17 protein-coding genes are annotated in these 14,701 nt (G+C 66.7%); 7 read left to right on the forward strand and 10 right to left on the reverse strand.

Going from position 1 to position 14,701, the window contains the following annotated elements; translation table 11 throughout:
* The first annotated feature begins 72 nt into the window (after nt 1–72).
* A complete protein-coding gene (locus CAP2UW1_RS20865) occupies nt 73–1,305 on the forward strand; it encodes an HD-GYP domain-containing protein (RefSeq protein WP_015768601.1) in 1,233 nt (410 codons plus the stop codon).
* A 40-nt stretch (nt 1,306–1,345) separates the two neighbouring features.
* Here the strand turns inward: CAP2UW1_RS20865 and petA are convergent, their stop codons facing one another.
* Complete coding sequence (petA, locus tag CAP2UW1_RS20870) at nt 1,346–1,897, reverse strand: ubiquinol-cytochrome c reductase iron-sulfur subunit (RefSeq protein ID WP_015768602.1); 552 nt, start codon at nt 1,895–1,897, stop codon at nt 1,346–1,348.
* Between the two features lie 103 nt (nt 1,898–2,000).
* Nucleotides 2,001–2,195, reverse strand: a complete 195-nt coding sequence (locus CAP2UW1_RS24840) for an oxidoreductase-like domain-containing protein (RefSeq protein WP_081444241.1) — start codon at nt 2,193–2,195, stop codon at nt 2,001–2,003.
* A gap of 74 nt (nt 2,196–2,269) precedes the next feature.
* Here CAP2UW1_RS24840 and CAP2UW1_RS20875 point away from each other — a divergent pair, with 74 nt between their 5' ends.
* Together CAP2UW1_RS20875 and CAP2UW1_RS20880 are read left to right on the forward strand one after the other, a co-directional pair.
* A complete protein-coding gene (locus CAP2UW1_RS20875; protein WP_015768603.1) occupies nt 2,270–3,898 on the forward strand; it encodes a L,D-transpeptidase family protein in 1,629 nt (542 codons plus the stop codon).
* An 18-nt stretch (nt 3,899–3,916) separates the two neighbouring features.
* Nucleotides 3,917–4,474 carry a YcbK family protein gene (locus tag CAP2UW1_RS20880; protein ID WP_015768604.1) on the forward strand — a complete coding sequence of 186 codons (558 nt, stop codon included), beginning with the start codon at nt 3,917–3,919 and terminating at the stop codon, nt 4,472–4,474.
* Between the two features lie 378 nt (nt 4,475–4,852).
* Here the strand turns inward: CAP2UW1_RS20880 and CAP2UW1_RS25805 are convergent, their stop codons facing one another.
* From CAP2UW1_RS25805 to CAP2UW1_RS20920, 8 genes are all read right to left on the reverse strand, one after another.
* Nucleotides 4,853–5,242, reverse strand: coding sequence for a hypothetical protein (locus CAP2UW1_RS25805; RefSeq protein WP_015768605.1), 390 nt, complete (start codon nt 5,240–5,242; stop codon nt 4,853–4,855).
* A 105-nt stretch (nt 5,243–5,347) separates the two neighbouring features.
* Nucleotides 5,348–5,821 (reverse strand): DUF2721 domain-containing protein, encoded by a 474-nt coding sequence (locus CAP2UW1_RS20890; protein ID WP_015768606.1) that lies wholly within the window; start codon nt 5,819–5,821, stop codon nt 5,348–5,350.
* A gap of 158 nt (nt 5,822–5,979) precedes the next feature.
* Nucleotides 5,980–6,888 carry a DMT family transporter gene (locus CAP2UW1_RS20895; protein ID WP_015768607.1) on the reverse strand — a complete coding sequence of 303 codons (909 nt, stop codon included), beginning with the start codon at nt 6,886–6,888 and terminating at the stop codon, nt 5,980–5,982.
* A gap of 103 nt (nt 6,889–6,991) precedes the next feature.
* Nucleotides 6,992–8,125, reverse strand: coding sequence for an ABC transporter ATP-binding protein (locus CAP2UW1_RS20900; protein WP_015768608.1), 1,134 nt, complete (start codon nt 8,123–8,125; stop codon nt 6,992–6,994).
* Nucleotides 8,122–8,784 carry a molybdate ABC transporter permease subunit gene (gene modB, locus CAP2UW1_RS20905; protein WP_015768609.1) on the reverse strand — a complete coding sequence of 221 codons (663 nt, stop codon included), beginning with the start codon at nt 8,782–8,784 and terminating at the stop codon, nt 8,122–8,124. Before modB ends, CAP2UW1_RS20900 begins: the two co-directional genes overlap by 4 nt.
* A 10-nt stretch (nt 8,785–8,794) precedes the next feature.
* On the reverse strand, nt 8,795–9,559 hold the full coding sequence (modA, locus tag CAP2UW1_RS20910; RefSeq protein ID WP_015768610.1) for a molybdate ABC transporter substrate-binding protein: 765 nt from the start codon (nt 9,557–9,559) through the stop codon (nt 8,795–8,797).
* 4 nt (nt 9,560–9,563) lie between these two features.
* Nucleotides 9,564–10,520, reverse strand: a complete 957-nt coding sequence (locus CAP2UW1_RS20915) for a D-2-hydroxyacid dehydrogenase (RefSeq protein WP_015768611.1) — start codon at nt 10,518–10,520, stop codon at nt 9,564–9,566.
* Nucleotides 10,521–10,523: 3 nt separating this feature from the next.
* Nucleotides 10,524–11,222 carry an aldehyde dehydrogenase family protein gene (locus CAP2UW1_RS20920; protein WP_015768612.1) on the reverse strand — a complete coding sequence of 233 codons (699 nt, stop codon included), beginning with the start codon at nt 11,220–11,222 and terminating at the stop codon, nt 10,524–10,526.
* 170 nt (nt 11,223–11,392) lie between these two features.
* On the opposite strand from CAP2UW1_RS20920, the gene CAP2UW1_RS20925 reads away from it, so the two are divergent.
* The 4 genes from CAP2UW1_RS20925 to ruvC all read left to right on the forward strand — a co-directional run bounded on the left by CAP2UW1_RS20925 (nt 11,393) and on the right by ruvC (nt 14,700).
* Nucleotides 11,393–12,172: an IclR family transcriptional regulator gene (locus CAP2UW1_RS20925; protein WP_015768613.1), complete on the forward strand. Its 780-nt coding sequence runs from the start codon at nt 11,393–11,395 to the stop codon at nt 12,170–12,172.
* Between the two features lie 172 nt (nt 12,173–12,344).
* On the forward strand, nt 12,345–13,127 hold the full coding sequence (locus CAP2UW1_RS26270) for a ComEA family DNA-binding protein (protein ID WP_015768614.1): 783 nt from the start codon (nt 12,345–12,347) through the stop codon (nt 13,125–13,127).
* Nucleotides 13,128–13,285: 158 nt separating this feature from the next.
* Nucleotides 13,286–14,149: a DMT family transporter gene (locus tag CAP2UW1_RS20935; RefSeq protein ID WP_015768615.1), complete on the forward strand. Its 864-nt coding sequence runs from the start codon at nt 13,286–13,288 to the stop codon at nt 14,147–14,149.
* Nucleotides 14,146–14,700: a crossover junction endodeoxyribonuclease RuvC gene (gene ruvC, locus CAP2UW1_RS20940; protein ID WP_015768616.1), complete on the forward strand. Its 555-nt coding sequence runs from the start codon at nt 14,146–14,148 to the stop codon at nt 14,698–14,700. Before CAP2UW1_RS20935 ends, ruvC begins: the two co-directional genes overlap by 4 nt.
* Nucleotide 14,701: the final 1 nt, after the last annotated feature.

Here is a 14,701-nt window from a genome sequence, read left to right on the forward strand (position 1 = left end):
TCGTTTGCCCGCCGGTGTCGCGGGTGTAGACTGCATCTATCGCCACCCTGGTGCGTCAGCCACGATACTGCCATGCTCAAGCGAATCAGCGTTCAACAACTCACCGTCGGCATGTACCTCAAGGAGTTCTGTGGTTCCTGGATGGAGCACCCGTTCTGGCGCTCATCCTTCGTCATCACCGACCCCAAGGACATCGAAGCCGTTCGCGCAAGCAGCATCCGGGACGTCTGGATCGACTGCAGCAAGGGACTCGACGTGCCAGCGGGCGAGACGGTGGTATCGGTCGCCGAATCGGACGCCCAGGTCGAGGCCGAGCTCGCCGTCGCCGCCAGTCGGGTTCGGCAAATCGAGCGTGTCCCCAGTTCAGTCGAACTCGCCCGTGCAGCAAAGATCGTCGCCAAATCCCGGCAGGCGGTCACCTCGATGTTCGAGGAAGCGCGCATGGGCAACGCGGTCGATACTGCCGGGGCGCAACGCCTGGTGGAAGAGATCTCCGACTCGGTCAGCCGCAACCCCGGCGCCCTGATCAGCCTCGCCCGCCTGAAGACTGCCGACGACTACACCTACATGCATTCGGTCGCCGTATGCGCGCTGATGGTCGCGCTTGCCAGGCAGCTTGGCCTCGACGAAGCTGAGACACGTTCCGCCGGAATTGCCGGCCTGTTGCACGACCTCGGCAAGGCAGCCATGCCGATCGAAGTGCTCAACAAGCCCGGCAAGCTGACCGACGCCGAGTTCACGATCATCAAGTCGCATCCGGAAGAAGGACATCGGATGCTGCTTGCCGGGAGCGGCGCGGACGCCGTCGCCCTAGATGTGGTCCTGCACCACCACGAGAAGACCGATGGTTCCGGCTACCCGAAGCGGCTCAAGGATCAGGAGATCAGCATCTTCGCCAAGATGGGCGCCGTCTGTGACGTTTACGACGCGATCACCTCGAACCGCCCGTACAAGGCGGGCTGGGATCCGGCCGAGTCCCTGCGCAAGATGGCCGAGTGGAGCACGGGGCATTTCGACCCGGCAGTGTTCCAGGCCTTCGTCAAGAGCGTCGGCATCTATCCGATCGGCTCGCTGGTGCTGCTCAGCTGTGGTCGACTGGGGGTGGTCATCGAGCAGGGCGAGAAGTCGCTTCTGCAGCCACGGGTCAAGATCTTCTTCTCGACGCGAGGCAACGCGCGCGTGCGGCCGGAAATCGTCGACCTTGCGCGCGGTCAATTCAAGATCGTCAGCCGCGAGGACCCGGCCAAGTGGAACTTTCCCGATCTCAACGAGATCTGGTCGGGTCTGCCAAGTCGGCCGTCCTGAGGCGCGCCGCAGCCGGAGCGCTGGCTCTTGGTAGCGGCGCCTACGCCTCACCGATCACCAGACGGAGAGGGGCATCGCTCTCCAGGCGGTATTCGGGGATGACCAGATTGGCGAGCGCCGGACCCGCGCGGAAGACCCGCCCCGCCAGGTCGAACCTCGACGTGTGGCACGGGCAGAGAAACTCGCCGTGGGCGCCACGGCCCTGGCTGAGTTGCGGCAGACAGCCCTGATGCGTGCATTGTCCGATGGCGACAAAGACCTCCGGACGCAGTGAGCGATGTCGGTTGCGGCAACCCACCGGCTGGATCGACTGTGCCGAATCGGGGTCGATCAAATCGCCTTCGCGGTCTGCCAGCGCGGCAAGTTCCGCGGCACTTCGCCGCAGGATCCAGACGGTGCGACCATTCCAGTCGACCGTGCGCAGCCGGCCCGCCGGCAGATCGCCAAGATCGACTGGCGTCGCATTGCCGGCTGGCGGCCGCGACCGATCCGCCAGATACTTCGTCACGCCAACCCCTGTCCCGAGCGCGCAGAACGCGGCCAGGAGATGCAGACGCCGGCGTCCCGGCGCGACGCCACCTTCCTGACTCATTCGTGGCGGCTCGACCGGCGGCTTCGGAAAGTGGCGGCCTGGGCGCGTGCGGCAATGCCGGCAGAGGCTAGCCCCCAGTCTTCAAGTGCCCGCGCGCACGCGATCATCGCAGGAGTTCCCGGGCATCGTCACGCCAGCGAGCCAGCGCGGCGTAATACCCTTCCCAGACACAGCCATTGCAGCCGCGGCCGCAACAAACGGTCGGTACAGGCGGCGGCGGGCGATGGCAGAGCCTGCGTTGACTGAGCAGGGCTTCGGTTTCACGCACAAGGGTCTGTGCATCGGCAAGGCTGTTCATCGATAGACGGGCGGATCGAAGTGCGGGGAGGCCGGGTTTCCCCGATAATGCGAGAAAACGTCCCGTGAGTCCACATGCCTGCCCGATCGCCGCTCGTCGTCTTTGTTTCCGCCATGCGCTGCCGGCGCTGGAATGCCCCCAGCCTCTACCTCGCCGTGGTGCTGATTACTGGTGCCGGGTTCACGTCGGCCGCCGACGCTTCGTCGTGGTTCGACCGGCAGGGGCCGACGCCTGCCGCGCATCAGGCTTTCGAGTTGCTGGCGTCGGCGGCGGCCGACGGACTGGAGCCCAGCGACTACGGCGTGGAGGCCCTGCGGGCCAGCCTTGCCGGTCCCGGCGACGGTCCGGAAATGACGGCAGAGGGCGCAGCCAGCTTGCATGCCATGCTGCATACGGCATTGCGACGCTATGTCTCTGACCTGCGCTACGGACGCGTCGACCCGCAGCAGTTGGGCGCCAGATACAGCCCCATTGGCAGCGCGCCTGCGCCGGATGCCCTGCTGCACTCGGCCATGGCCGACGACCAGATGCCGGACCTGGCGCGCCGTGCCGCACCGCGCTCAGCCGATTATGAGCGTTTGCGTCAGGCGCTTGCCGCTTACCGTGCAGTGGCTGGCCACCCGGCCTGGCAGCAGGAACTGCCGCCGCTGCCGTCCGGCAAGCTGGCTCCGGGCCAGGCCTACAGCGGGGTTTCGCGACTGACCGCGCGACTGATCGTGCTTGCCGACCTCCCAGTCGGAACGCTGCCTCCGCCACGCTACGAGGGAAGCCTCGTCGACGGCATCAAGTCGTTTCAGGAGCGCCACGGCCTGACGCCGGATGGGGTGATCGGCAAGGAAACCTTCGAGCAACTCAAAGTGTCCCCGGGAGCGCGCGTCGGCCAACTGGAACTGGCGCTCGAACGGCTGCGCTGGACGCCGCTGCAGCGTCAGGGCCGCATCATCGTGGTCAACGTTCCCGAGTTCATGCTGCACACCTATCAGATGAACGACAAGGGAAGCGACCCGGGACCAGTGATGCGGGTGATCGTCGGCAACGCGCGCAAGACCCGCACCCCGCTCTTCGATGCCGAAATGCGCTTCGTCGAATTCAGTCCGTACTGGAACGTTCCCCCTTCGATCAGCCGCGGCGAAACCCTGCCCAGGCTACGCAGCGATCCCGGCTATTTCGAGCGGCAGGGCTTTGAACTGGTCACCAGTGACGGCCGGGTTCTCGGCAGCTTGCCCGAGGGTGGTCTCGATGCTCTCGCACAGGGCCGGATGCGGATCCGCCAGAAACCGGGTGCCAGAAACGCCCTTGGCGACATCAAGTTCGTCTTTCCCAATACCGACAACATCTACCTCCATCACACCCCGACCGCGCAGTTGTTCAAGCGCGACCGGCGCGACTTCAGTCATGGCTGTATCCGTGTCGAGGCACCGGCAGATCTGGCGGAATTCGTTCTCGCGGGAGAACCGGAGTGGACGCGGCAACGCATCATCCAGGCAATGAAACGCGGCAAGTCGGCAACCCTCCGCCTGAAAGAGGAGATTCCGGTGGTCATCGCTTACCGCACCGCCACCGTCAGGGACGGTCGTGTCCATTTCTTCCCGGACATCTATGGGCTTGACCGGGCTCTCCGCGACGCCCTCCAGCAGCGCTCGGCGACGCTCCGCGGGAAACCTTTCAATACACTTTCAAATGATCTAAAATCAGTTCATTAGAAGCCGTACCAGACAGTCATGTTGAAGTCCAACAAGCACCCTCGGCGGATCTTCCTCGGTCACGCGACCCGGCTGGTCATTGCCGGGGCGATCACACCCTTGACCAGACCAGCGCTGGCCGCCCTGCCGCAGGCACGCCGCCTCGAATTCGATCACACACATACCGGCGAACGCCTTTCCGTCGTGTTCGCCGTCGGCGACCGGTACGTGGACGACGGGTTGAGAAAGCTCAACCATTTCCTGCGCGACCATTATTCCGGGGAAGTCGGCTCGATCGACCCACAACTTTTCGATCTCCTTTTCGAGACCCGGCGCGAACTTGGTTGCACGCAGCCTTTCGAGGTCATCTCCGGCTATCGCTGCGCCGCCACCAACACCCGCCTGCGCAACTCCGGCGGCGGCGGGGTTGCCCGGCAGAGCCTGCACATGGAAGGACGGGCGATCGACATCCGCATCGATGGCGTGCCGCTGGCCGATGTCCGCGATGCGGCAATGTCGCTACAGGCCGGAGGAGTCGGTTTCTACCCGCGCAGCAAGTTCGTCCATCTCGACACCGGCAAGGTGCGTTACTGGTAGTCGGCGGTCACCGTTTACCGGTAGCGGGGTACGAAGGATCGAGCGGGATTGCCGGTGTAGAAGCGAACCGGCAGCGAAACCCTGGTGAAGCCTTCGCCGCTGCCCAGCCGTTTCTGGACGACAGAGTGTAGGCGCCGCCGCTGTGCTCGAACGTCACCAGGAAAGGGTAGGCCGATGCGGCCGCGACGCACGCGGACAGCGAGCCCTGGACACTGAGGCCGCACAGCAGGCGGCAGGCCGCCGACGTCATGAGGCCCTGCCGGGAAGCTGCACCGGCGCGCTCAGGAACAGGGGCAACGCGGCATCAGCCCGTACCTGATCCCCCAGCATCGCCTCGACGGTCGGCGAGCGTACGGCGCAGGCTGGCCCGCAATCTTCTCAGTAGCCCCAATAGCCGACTGCCGGCGCGGCGTACACCGGTTGCGCCGGCACGGTATAGACCGGACGCGCGGGCACCACGTAAACGGGCCGCGGTGGCTCCACGTAGACCGGCTGTGGTGGCGCCACATAGACCGGGCGCGGCGCGTAGTATGCCGAAGCCGCGACGCCGGCGGCTATGCCGGTAAGCGCCACGATGGCCGCCGGAGCAACCCAGCGCTCAGCGCGGTAGTCGTTCCGGTAGCGCCCCTCATGATGATGCCTATGCCGCGGTGGTTCGTAATACCCGTCGCGGTAACCACCGTCATACCGGTGGTCGGCGAAAGCGGGGGCGGAAGCGCCCAGCGCGAGGCAGAGCGCGAGGCAGAGAGAGGTGATTGGCGTTTTCATGAGCCAAGTAACGCCGCAGGCCGTCGTCGGATGACAGCGGCGCCCAACGCCAATCAGGTCATTGCGAATGTCTGGCGGCGCACCGTCGGCAAGGCATCTGACACACTAGCTCTTCTCCCGGTTGGTAGTGCGCGAAGCGTGTAGGTTTTCGATGAAGCTGGTGGCCAGAGCGATTTCCCTCAGGAAACAGGCCAGTCCGGCAATCAGGCTGGCCATTGCCGCCACGAAGAGGACGGCAATGGTACTCGAGAGATCTATCCGCAGTTCGGCGCCAACGAACAGGGCGACGACGACCAGGCAGACGAGCAGGTCGCAGACCGTGCACAGGATGATCGCCCAGTGAATGAGTTTCGCCCGCCGCGACAGGGAGATCTTGGTTGCCAGATCGCCGGCACTTTCCACCTCGGTCGATCCCGCAGGCAAGGCCTTGTCGAGAACGTGGAATCGGTCGATCACGCGTCCCAGGCGATTGGTCAGAACGGCCAGGAGCGCACCGACGCCGGCCAGCAGGAAGACCGGCGCGACCGCAAGTTGTATCACCTGTGCTACCGAAGACACCTGATGGTGAGCCTCGACCATGAACTCGCTCCGTGGATGCTGCGTTCACGAGTCTACAGGAAATACGGGCGCCGTCTTGCCGATTGGCGCCGGTTCACGACAGCCGAAGGTAGTGGTGGCCGCCCCCTGGGGCCATCAGCGCAGGTCGGAACGTCCGCCAGGCGCTACTGCTCCCGCACTCACTGGCGATGGTCGCAACTGCCTGCTGCCGGCAGGTTGACCAGCACGATGCCGGTCGCCACGCAGATGGCGGCGACGATGAAGCTTGTCGTCAGCCGCTCGCCGAGGAACAACACGCCGAAGGCGACGCCGAAAAGCGGCGTCAGGAACGAGAACACCATCAGTCGGCCGGTGAGGTGACGGGTGAGCAGCCAGAACCAGGTGAGGTAACTGGCAAAGGCGACGATGACGCCCTGATAGGCCAGCGCCAGCACCACCGGCAAGGTGAGTGCGCCGATCGTTGCCTCGCCGACCAAGGGGGCGATCGGCAGCAGGAGAGCGGTCGACGTGGCGAGCTGATAGAAGAGGACACGGGTGGCGCTGATGCTCGCCAGCTTGCTCGCCCGGATCAGAACCGTCGTCGCCGCCCAACCGACTGCGGCCAGCACTCCCAGCACATCGCCGATCCAGGCGTTCGGACGAGCACCGCCCTTGCCGGCAAATGCCAGGACGATGCCGGCGAAGGCGAGCGAGATGCCGCCGAGATGTCGCCAGCGCAGTTGTTCGCCCGGCACGCACCAGTGCAGCCCGAGCACGGTCAGGCACGGAGCGGTATAGAGAAAGACGATCATGCGCGAAGCCGTCGTGTAGGCGAGCCCAAGGTAGATGAAGAGGAACTCGATCGCGAACAGCAGCCCCGCGAGGAGACCCATGCGCAAGGTGCCGTCGCGCTGCCAGAATGCCAGGCCACGCCAGCGCGCCCAGAGCGTCAGGAGCAGCAGGGCGATAGCCGAGCGCAACCCCGACTGGAGCACCGGGCTGATGCCTTCGCTGGCGATCTTGATGCTGACCTGCTGGTAGCCCCAGGTCGCGCAGAGCAGGATCATCAAGGCAAAGGCGGAGAGACCGGGAGGCGTTCGCTGTTCCATCGGCTTGCGTCAGGTGTGCCGCGATTCAGCGGGATGCGTTCGGCGTCCGACGCGGGAGCGCGCTGCGGTCACGGCGCAGCAGGGTCGGGGTGACCGGAAGGCGTCATGGCGAAACATCGCCTCGACCGCTGGCTGGCGCGCGGCTCGCCTCCTCCGCAGGAAGCAGGCGCACGGCGGATTTCTGCAACTGCAGCAGGATACTGGCGCCGGGGATGATCCCTCGCCGCTGCGCCACCGAAGCGCCAATGGCGAAGGACAGCGTCGCGTCGCGGCGACCGGCGACGCGCGCGCTCACCGTCGCGTGGCCGCGCCAGGCGAGTCTTTCGCTGACGCATGCAGCGACCGTATTCTCACGATCGCTCTGGTGCTCGCGGACGAGGACGACAGCCGCCTCGGGGACCATCCAGGAGACCGTGTCACCGACCGCAAAACCCGCGTGATACGGCGCCAGCAGCGGCTGGCCCAGCCAGTCGATGACGGTCGTCGCGGTCTCCGGCGATTGCTCGAGCACCTTGCCGGCAAACAGGTTCGGCTGGTCGGTCAGGCGTGCCACCAGTGCGCTTGCCGGTCGCGCCAGCATCTCGTCCGGTGCCGCCGTCTGGAGCGTGCGGCCGTGGTGCAGGACAGTCATCCGGTCGGCCAGCAGACTCGCCTCTTCGAGGTCGTGGGTCACGAGAACGATCGGGATCGGCAACGAGCGCCGCAAGTGGATGAGCTGGCGCAGCAACTTGCGGCGGGTGACCTGATCGACGGCCGAAAACGGCTCGTCCAGCAGCAGCACCTGCGGATCGCGCGCCAAGGCGCGGGCGATCGCCACGCGCTGCTGCTGGCCGCCCGACAATTCGGCCGGGCGGCGTGCCTCGAGACCTTCGAGATTGGCGCGCGCCAGCCACTCGCGTGCCTTTGCCGATCGCTCGCCCGGCGCCAGATGCTGCAGCGCCAGCGTCACGTTGGCGAGTGCCGTCAGATGCGGAAACAGCGCGTAGTGTTGAAAGACGAAGCCGACGCGGCGCCCTTGCGGCGTCACATCGATGCCGCGCGCGGCGTCGAACCAGGTGGCGTCGCCGCAGCGCACGTAGCCACCCGCGGGTCGGTGCAGCCCGGCGAGGCAACGCAGGATGGTCGACTTGCCACTGCCCGACGGCCCCACCAGCGCCAGCAGTTCGCCCCGCTCGCAGGCGATGTCGGCGGCCAGCGGGATCGGAGCCGACTGCTCGAGGCGGGCGAGCAGGCTCATCGGCGGCCCAGCGAACGTCCCAGCCGGCTGACCAGAGCAACGGCGATGAACGAGAGTGCCAGGAGCAGCGCCGACATGGCGGCGGCGGCCGAATCGTTGAATGCCTGCGCCTGGTCGTAGATGGCGATGGCGATGGTCCTCGTCTCGCCCGGCAGACTGCCGCCGACCATCAGCACGACGCCGAACTCGCCGAGCGTGTGGGCGAAGGTAAGCGCCAATGCGGCCGCGATCCCCGGCCAGGCGAGCGGCAGTTCGACGCGCAGAAAGGTCTGCCAGCGCGATAGCCCGGAAACCCACGCCGCTTCGCGCACTTCGCGCGGAATCGCAGCGAAGGCCCGCTGCATCGGTTGCACGGCGAAGGGCAGATTGAAGATCAGAGACGCAGCGAGCAGACCGTCGAAGGTAAACACCAGCGCCCGTCCGGTCAGCGCATGATAGATCTGGCCCAGCGACGAAGCATTGCCGAAACCGAGCAGCAGGTAATAGCCGAGAACCGTCGGCGGCAGGACCAGTGGCAGCAGGATCGCCGCCTCCAGCGCCCCCTGGCCGCGAAATCGCGACCACGCCAGCAGACGTGCCAGACAGATGCCCAGCGGCAGCAGCAACAGCACGGTGGCGGCAGCGAGTTGCAGCGACAGCGAAAGGGCTTGCCAGTCCATCAGCGACCGATCACCTGGCCGGCAGCGAGAAGCCGTAGCGTTCGAAGACGGCGCGCGCCGCCGGTTGTTGCAGGTAGTCGTAGAAGCGCTCGGCGCCTTCGCTGGCGTGGCGCGTCAAGGCCATCCGCTGGCGCAGCGGCGGGTGCCAACTCTCGGGAATCAGCGCCGCCAGGCCGCGCTTGGCCAGTTCCGGCGAGCGGACCAGCGACCAGGCGACGATGCCACCTTGCGCCGAGCCGCTGAGCGCGAAACGGGCCGCCTGCGCCACGTTGTCGCCGAGGACCAGCCGCCCCTGCAGCGGCTGCCACAGGCCGGCGCGCTCGAGCGCAGCGCGCGCGGCACGTCCGTAGGGAGCGTGCTCGGGGTTGGCGATCGCCAGGCGTTGCAGACGGCCGTCGGCAAGCGCGGCGGCCAGGCCTTGCAGTTCGCCATCGACAGGCAACGGCGAGCCGTGCGGTGCCAGCAGCGCGATACGACCGATAGCGTACAGCCGACCCCGGTCGCGCAGAAAACCCTGCGCCGCCAGCCGGAAGATGTCCTCCTCGTCGGCCGCCAGGAACAGGTCGACAGGCGCTCCCTGGGGAATCTGACGCGCGAGGTTGCCGGAAGAACCGAACGAGATGCGAATCCTGTTGCCGGTGTCTCTTTCGTAGGTGGCGGCGATTTCGCCGAGGGCGAAGGTCAGGTCGGCCGCGGCGGCGACCGTCGTCGTGTCGGCGCCGCGCGCACTCGCGACGCAGGCGAGCAGCAAGAGCGACAGCCACCAGCGGCGCATCGCCTCAGGCGACCCGGTTCTGCGGTTCGCCGCGCGCGAAGGCTTCGAGGTTGGCGGTCAGTTGATCGGCGAGAGACTGCATCGCCGGCCGACTCGCCCAGGCAACATGCGGGGTCAGCAGAAAGTTGGGCAGCGCCAGCAGGTCCGGTGCCAACAGGACGTTGCCGGCGCCTGGCGGTTCGACGCTCAGCACGTCGAAGCCGGCACCGGCGATCCAGCCCTCCTGCAGCGCCCTCGCCAGAGCGGTCTCGTCGACGAGACCGCCACGCGCGCTGTTGATCAGCAAGGCCGAACGTTTCATCGCGCGCAGTTCAGGCTCGCCGATCAGATGCGTCGTTTCCGCGTTCAGCGGGCAATGCAGCGAGATCGCGTCGGCCACGCGCAAGGCCTCGGCGAACGGCGTATAGCCGGCACGTACCGCGGACGCGCCCTTGCGCTCGCAGCGCAGGACGCGCATGCCGAAGGCCTCGGCCAGGCGAGCAACGCCCCTACCGAGGCTGCCGCTACCGACCAGCGCCAGCGTTGCGCCGTGCAGATCGCGGATCGGGAAATCGAAGAAGCAGAACTGCTCGGACGCTTGCCACTTGCCGGCGGCCACCGCCTGTCGGTAGGCGAGCACATTGCGCGAAAGCGCCAGCAGCAGCGCGAAGACATGCTCGGGAACCGTATGTTCGGCGTAGCCGCGGATGTTCGAGACGACGATGCGCCGGGCTCGGCAGGCTTCGAGGTCGACGTTGTTGGTACCGGTCGCCGCCACGGCGACCATCTGCAACGCCGGCAGCGCGGCGATCAATTCGCCGCCGAGCGTGAGCTTGTTGACGATCGCGATCGTCGCCCCAGCAAGCCGCTCCGCGACCTGGACCTGCAAGCTCTGCGCGTGTTCGACCCAGTGATGGGGAAAATCCGGCCGGCGGACATCGGCGATAATCGACTCACGCTCGAGGTAGACGATGCGGTGCATGACTCAACCCCTGAAAGGCTTGCCGTGGCCGGCTGCGATAGCACGGACGGCGGCGCCGAGCGCCGGGTCGCCGGTAAACAGCAGGACGCTCACCGCGGTCGCCGCACAGAGACCCTCGATGGCCGCCAGATCGCCGTGCAGGACGTTGACGACGCCGGCCGGGAAGCCGCTGCGTGCGGTCAGTTCGGCGAGCGCGAAGGCAGCCGACGGCGCCTTCGGGCTGGGCTTGAGGACCACCGCTGCGCCGGCCAGCAGCGCCGGGCAGGCAGCTTGCAGCAGACCGAGCAAGGGCGCGGCATCGTCGCTGACGACTGCGACGATGCCACCGGCTGCCCCACCGTCAGCACTTGTCGTGCGCAGCAGGGCCACGGCATCGCTCACCTCGGCCGCCGCGGCCTCGCCAGGCTTGCCGGTTTCCTCGGCGATCAAATGGGCAAAGTGCGACGCGTATCCGGCCAGGGCATCGCCGACCAGCGTCAGCAACTGCGCGCGCTCGACCGTCGTTCGTGCCGCCCAGGATGGCAAGGCGCTGCCTGCCGAGGCGACCGCCGCCTGCGCTTCGGCGGCACCGCACAACGGCGTTCGCCGCCTCACCCGGCCACTACGGGGATCGCGCACATCGAAAAAGGCCGGCGCCATCGTCAAATAGGCGTGGCCGTTGATCCACAGCGGAATGGCCAGCATTTCGTCACTCTCGGTCATGGCACTCCTCGGCAAGGGCTCTCGTTGATCGGCCGCGTGCCAGGCAGGTGACGAACAGCGATACGCGCATGATGGTAAGATATTGCGGCGCACAAGGTGCAGCGGGCGATCGGCGGAGCGCCCAATAGTATTCCGCCAGCGAGCAAAACGGAAGGTTGGACGGAAAGGCCATGGCCGAACAACAGGCAGAAAAGGCGTCGATTCAGGTCATCGAACGGATGATGTCGCTGCTCGACGTGCTGGCCGACCTGCCGGAACCGGCAAGTCTCAAGGTCCTCGCGAAGACCAGCGGACTCCACCCATCGACCGCCCATCGCATTCTGGCAGCGATGACCAGCACCGCACTGGTTGAGCGCCACGAAGCGGGAACCTACTCCCTCGGCATCCGTTTGCTCGAACTGGGCAACATCGTCAAGTCGCGGATCGGCATTCGCCAGCTCGCCCTGCCGTACATGCAGCAGTTGCACGAGGTCGTTGGCGAGGCCGTCAACCTCGGCATTCGTCACGAGGACGAGATCATTTACGTCGAGCGCACGTCCAGCGGCCGCTCGCTGGTGCGCGTGGTCTACTTGGTCGGCGGCCGCGCGCCGCTGCACCTCACGTCGGTTGGCAAGCTTTTTCTGGCGGCCGACGGGGTGGCCGACGTGCGCGCCTACGCGCGGCGGACCGGTCTGCCGGGCGAGACACCGCACTCGCTGACCCGTATCGATGCGCTCGAAAAGGAACTCGACAAGATCCGTCGCCACGAAGTCGCCTACGACAACGAGGAGGCCGAGGTCGGCCTGCGCTGCGTCGCCGCGCCGATTCGCAACGACGAAGGTCAACTGGTCGCCGGACTGTCCATATCAGCGCCCACCGACCGTCATAACCCCGACTGGGTGACGCCGATCAAGGCAACCGCCAACCAGATCTCACAGGCCCTTGGCTATCGCCGACCACTGCGCAAATAGGCCACGCTGGTCGCTTTGGCGCAGGCGACCGTGACCTGTCGACAACGCTGGCGCACGGACTCGCCCGCCCGGGTCAACGAAAAGCGGTGCGCGCGCGTTGACTGGAGTTGCCGGACACCATGCGCAGGGTTTCCTGCCGGTTTGCCGTTCCTATCTACTCTGGAGGAAATCCATGCACAAGCTCATTGCCCTGTTGGTCGGTCTGCTGATGATCGCGGTAAACGCCTTTGCCGCGGTCAATGTCAACACCGCCAACGAGAAGGAGTTGCAGATGCTGACCGGGATTGGCCCGGCGAAGGCCAAGGCGATCATCGACTACCGGACCAAGAACGGCGAGTTCAAGACTGTCGATGATCTGATCAAGGTCCCCGGAATTGGTCCGGCTGTTCTCGGCAAGATGAAGAGCGACGTGACACTGACGGGTCCGACGGCAGCCAAGCCCGCGGCCGGTGATGCGGCCAGACCGGCAGCCACCAGCGCGGCAGCACCAGCTGCTGCGGCCGCCAAGCCCACCGCTGCCGGTGGAAGCACCGTAGCAACACCGGTGCCTGCTCCCGCTGCCAAAACCGAGCCGGCCAAGCCCGCGGCACCGGCCACCCCAACGGCGGCGAGCGCGCCAGCTGCCCCGCCCGCGGCCAAACCCATGGCGCCGGCCACTCCGGCGGCGGCAAGCGCGCCGGCTGCCCCGGCCGCGGCCAAGCCCGTGACACCAGCCACCCCGGCGGCGGCGAACGCGCCGGCTGCGCCAGCCGCGGCCAAACCCGTGACGCCGGCGACCCCGGCGGCGGCGAGCGCACCGGCTGCCCCGGCCGCGACCAAGCCCGCCGTCAAGCCGGAGCCCGCGAAGGTCGAAGCCCCGAAAGGCAAGGCCGACGACAAGAACGCGACGGCGAAAGCGAAGAAGGATGCCGAGGCAACGTCCCAGAAGGCCGATGCCGGCGCGGCGAAGAAGTAAGCCCGGCTCTCCCGCACTCACCTGGACCACCGACAAACCCCGCCCCGGCGGGGTTTGTCGCTGAAACCGGCCCATGATCGCCTGTTCGACGAGCAGCGGGCGCCCCCCACGACCACGATGCTTGCTACACTTCCGCCCTGCGTCAAGAAGCCGACCCCATGCTCCACCCCTCCCGACTGCTGCCCCTCCTGTTCGTCTTCCTGTGGAGCACAGGTTTCATCGGCGCCAAGCTCGGCCTGCCGTATGCGGAACCGCTGACATTCCTGCTCGCCCGCTACCTCCTGGTTCTCGCACTGATGACGATTCTGGTGCTGGCCACGCGCGCTCCCTGGCCGGCCGACCCGCGCCAGATCATGCACATCGGCGTCTCGGGCCTGCTGGTGCACGCGCTCTATCTGGGCGGGGTGTTCATGGCCATCAAGCATGGCCTGCCGGCGGGCGTGACCGCCCTGGTGGTCGGCACGCAGCCGCTGTTGACGGCCTGCGGTGCGGGCTTCCTGCTCGGCGAACGCGTGTCGCCACGGCAATGGCTGGGACTGGTCCTCGGCTTTGTCGGCGTGGCACTGGTCGTCGCCAACAAGCTCGGCCACGTGCCGCTGGCCGCGATGCTGCTGCCGGCGCTCGTTGCGCTGCTTGGAATCACCCTGGGCACGCTCTACCAGAAGCGTTTCTGCGCGCACTTCGACCTGCGTACCGGCTCATTGATCCAGTTCCTGCCGACCGCCCTGTTGACGGCGTTGGCAGCGTGGGCAAGCGAGAGCATGCACATCGAGTGGACGCCGCAGTTCGCGTTTGCCTTGCTATGGCTGGTCTTGGTGCTTTCGTTCGGGGCGATCAGCCTGCTCAATGTCCTGATTCGCAGCGGCAGCGCCGTGAACGTCGCCAGCCTCTTCTACCTGACGCCACCCAGCACGGCCATCATCGCCTGGCTGGTCTTCGACGAAACCCTGTCCGGACTGGCGCTCGCCGGTATGGTGATGGCGGTGAGCGGGGTCTATCTGGCGCGCACGGCGGTCCGATGAACGGCGAAGGAAAGCCCGTGCTACGCATCCTCGGCGTGGACCCGGGCTTGCGCATTACCGGTTTTGGCCTGATCGCCAAGATGGGCAACCGGCTAGGCTATCTCGCCAGCGGCTGCATCAGAACCGACGCGAAGGCTTCGCTGCCTGCCCGCCTGGGAACGATCCACGCGGCTTTGCGCGAGTTGGTGGCCGAGCACCAACCCGACCAGGCGGCCGTCGAAATCGTCTTCGTCAACGTCAACCCGCAATCGACCCTGCTGCTCGGCCAGGCGCGCGGCGCGGCAATCACCGGATTGGTCAGCAGCGGCCTCGAGGTCGCCGAGTACACAGCCTTGCAGATCAAGCAGGCAGTGGTCGGCAATGGCCACGCCGACAAGCTGCAGGTTCAACACATGGTGCGCCGCCTGCTCTCGCTGTCGGCCGACCCAAGCCCGGACGCGGCCGATGCTCTCGCCTGTGCGATCGCCCACGCGCATGGCGGGCAGGGGCTTGGACGACTGCCGGGCACGGGTCTGCACGTCCGCAACGGCCGACTGATTGTCGGAAAATGAA

Source organism: Candidatus Accumulibacter phosphatis, assembly GCF_000024165.1.
In the GTDB taxonomy this organism is placed as follows: Bacteria; Pseudomonadota; Gammaproteobacteria; order Burkholderiales; family Rhodocyclaceae; genus Accumulibacter; species Accumulibacter phosphatis.

Coding starts and splice junctions, on each gene's coding strand:
- CAP2UW1_RS20865 (WP_015768601.1), top strand. CDS start 73: ATGCTCAAGCGAATCAGCGTTCAACAACTCACCGTCGGCATGTACCTC.
- petA (WP_015768602.1), bottom strand. CDS start 1,897: ATGAGTCAGGAAGGTGGCGTCGCGCCGGGACGCCGGCGTCTGCATCTC.
- CAP2UW1_RS24840 (WP_081444241.1), bottom strand. CDS start 2,195: ATGAACAGCCTTGCCGATGCACAGACCCTTGTGCGTGAAACCGAAGCC.
- CAP2UW1_RS20875 (WP_015768603.1), top strand. CDS start 2,270: ATGCCTGCCCGATCGCCGCTCGTCGTCTTTGTTTCCGCCATGCGCTGC.
- CAP2UW1_RS20880 (WP_015768604.1), top strand. CDS start 3,917: ATGTTGAAGTCCAACAAGCACCCTCGGCGGATCTTCCTCGGTCACGCG.
- CAP2UW1_RS25805 (WP_015768605.1), bottom strand. CDS start 5,242: ATGAAAACGCCAATCACCTCTCTCTGCCTCGCGCTCTGCCTCGCGCTG.
- CAP2UW1_RS20890 (WP_015768606.1), bottom strand. CDS start 5,821: ATGGTCGAGGCTCACCATCAGGTGTCTTCGGTAGCACAGGTGATACAA.
- CAP2UW1_RS20895 (WP_015768607.1), bottom strand. CDS start 6,888: ATGGAACAGCGAACGCCTCCCGGTCTCTCCGCCTTTGCCTTGATGATC.
- CAP2UW1_RS20900 (WP_015768608.1), bottom strand. CDS start 8,125: ATGAGCCTGCTCGCCCGCCTCGAGCAGTCGGCTCCGATCCCGCTGGCC.
- modB (WP_015768609.1), bottom strand. CDS start 8,784: ATGGACTGGCAAGCCCTTTCGCTGTCGCTGCAACTCGCTGCCGCCACC.
- modA (WP_015768610.1), bottom strand. CDS start 9,559: ATGCGCCGCTGGTGGCTGTCGCTCTTGCTGCTCGCCTGCGTCGCGAGT.
- CAP2UW1_RS20915 (WP_015768611.1), bottom strand. CDS start 10,520: ATGCACCGCATCGTCTACCTCGAGCGTGAGTCGATTATCGCCGATGTC.
- CAP2UW1_RS20920 (WP_015768612.1), bottom strand. CDS start 11,222: ATGACCGAGAGTGACGAAATGCTGGCCATTCCGCTGTGGATCAACGGC.
- CAP2UW1_RS20925 (WP_015768613.1), top strand. CDS start 11,393: ATGGCCGAACAACAGGCAGAAAAGGCGTCGATTCAGGTCATCGAACGG.
- CAP2UW1_RS26270 (WP_015768614.1), top strand. CDS start 12,345: ATGCACAAGCTCATTGCCCTGTTGGTCGGTCTGCTGATGATCGCGGTA.
- CAP2UW1_RS20935 (WP_015768615.1), top strand. CDS start 13,286: ATGCTCCACCCCTCCCGACTGCTGCCCCTCCTGTTCGTCTTCCTGTGG.
- ruvC (WP_015768616.1), top strand. CDS start 14,146: ATGAACGGCGAAGGAAAGCCCGTGCTACGCATCCTCGGCGTGGACCCG.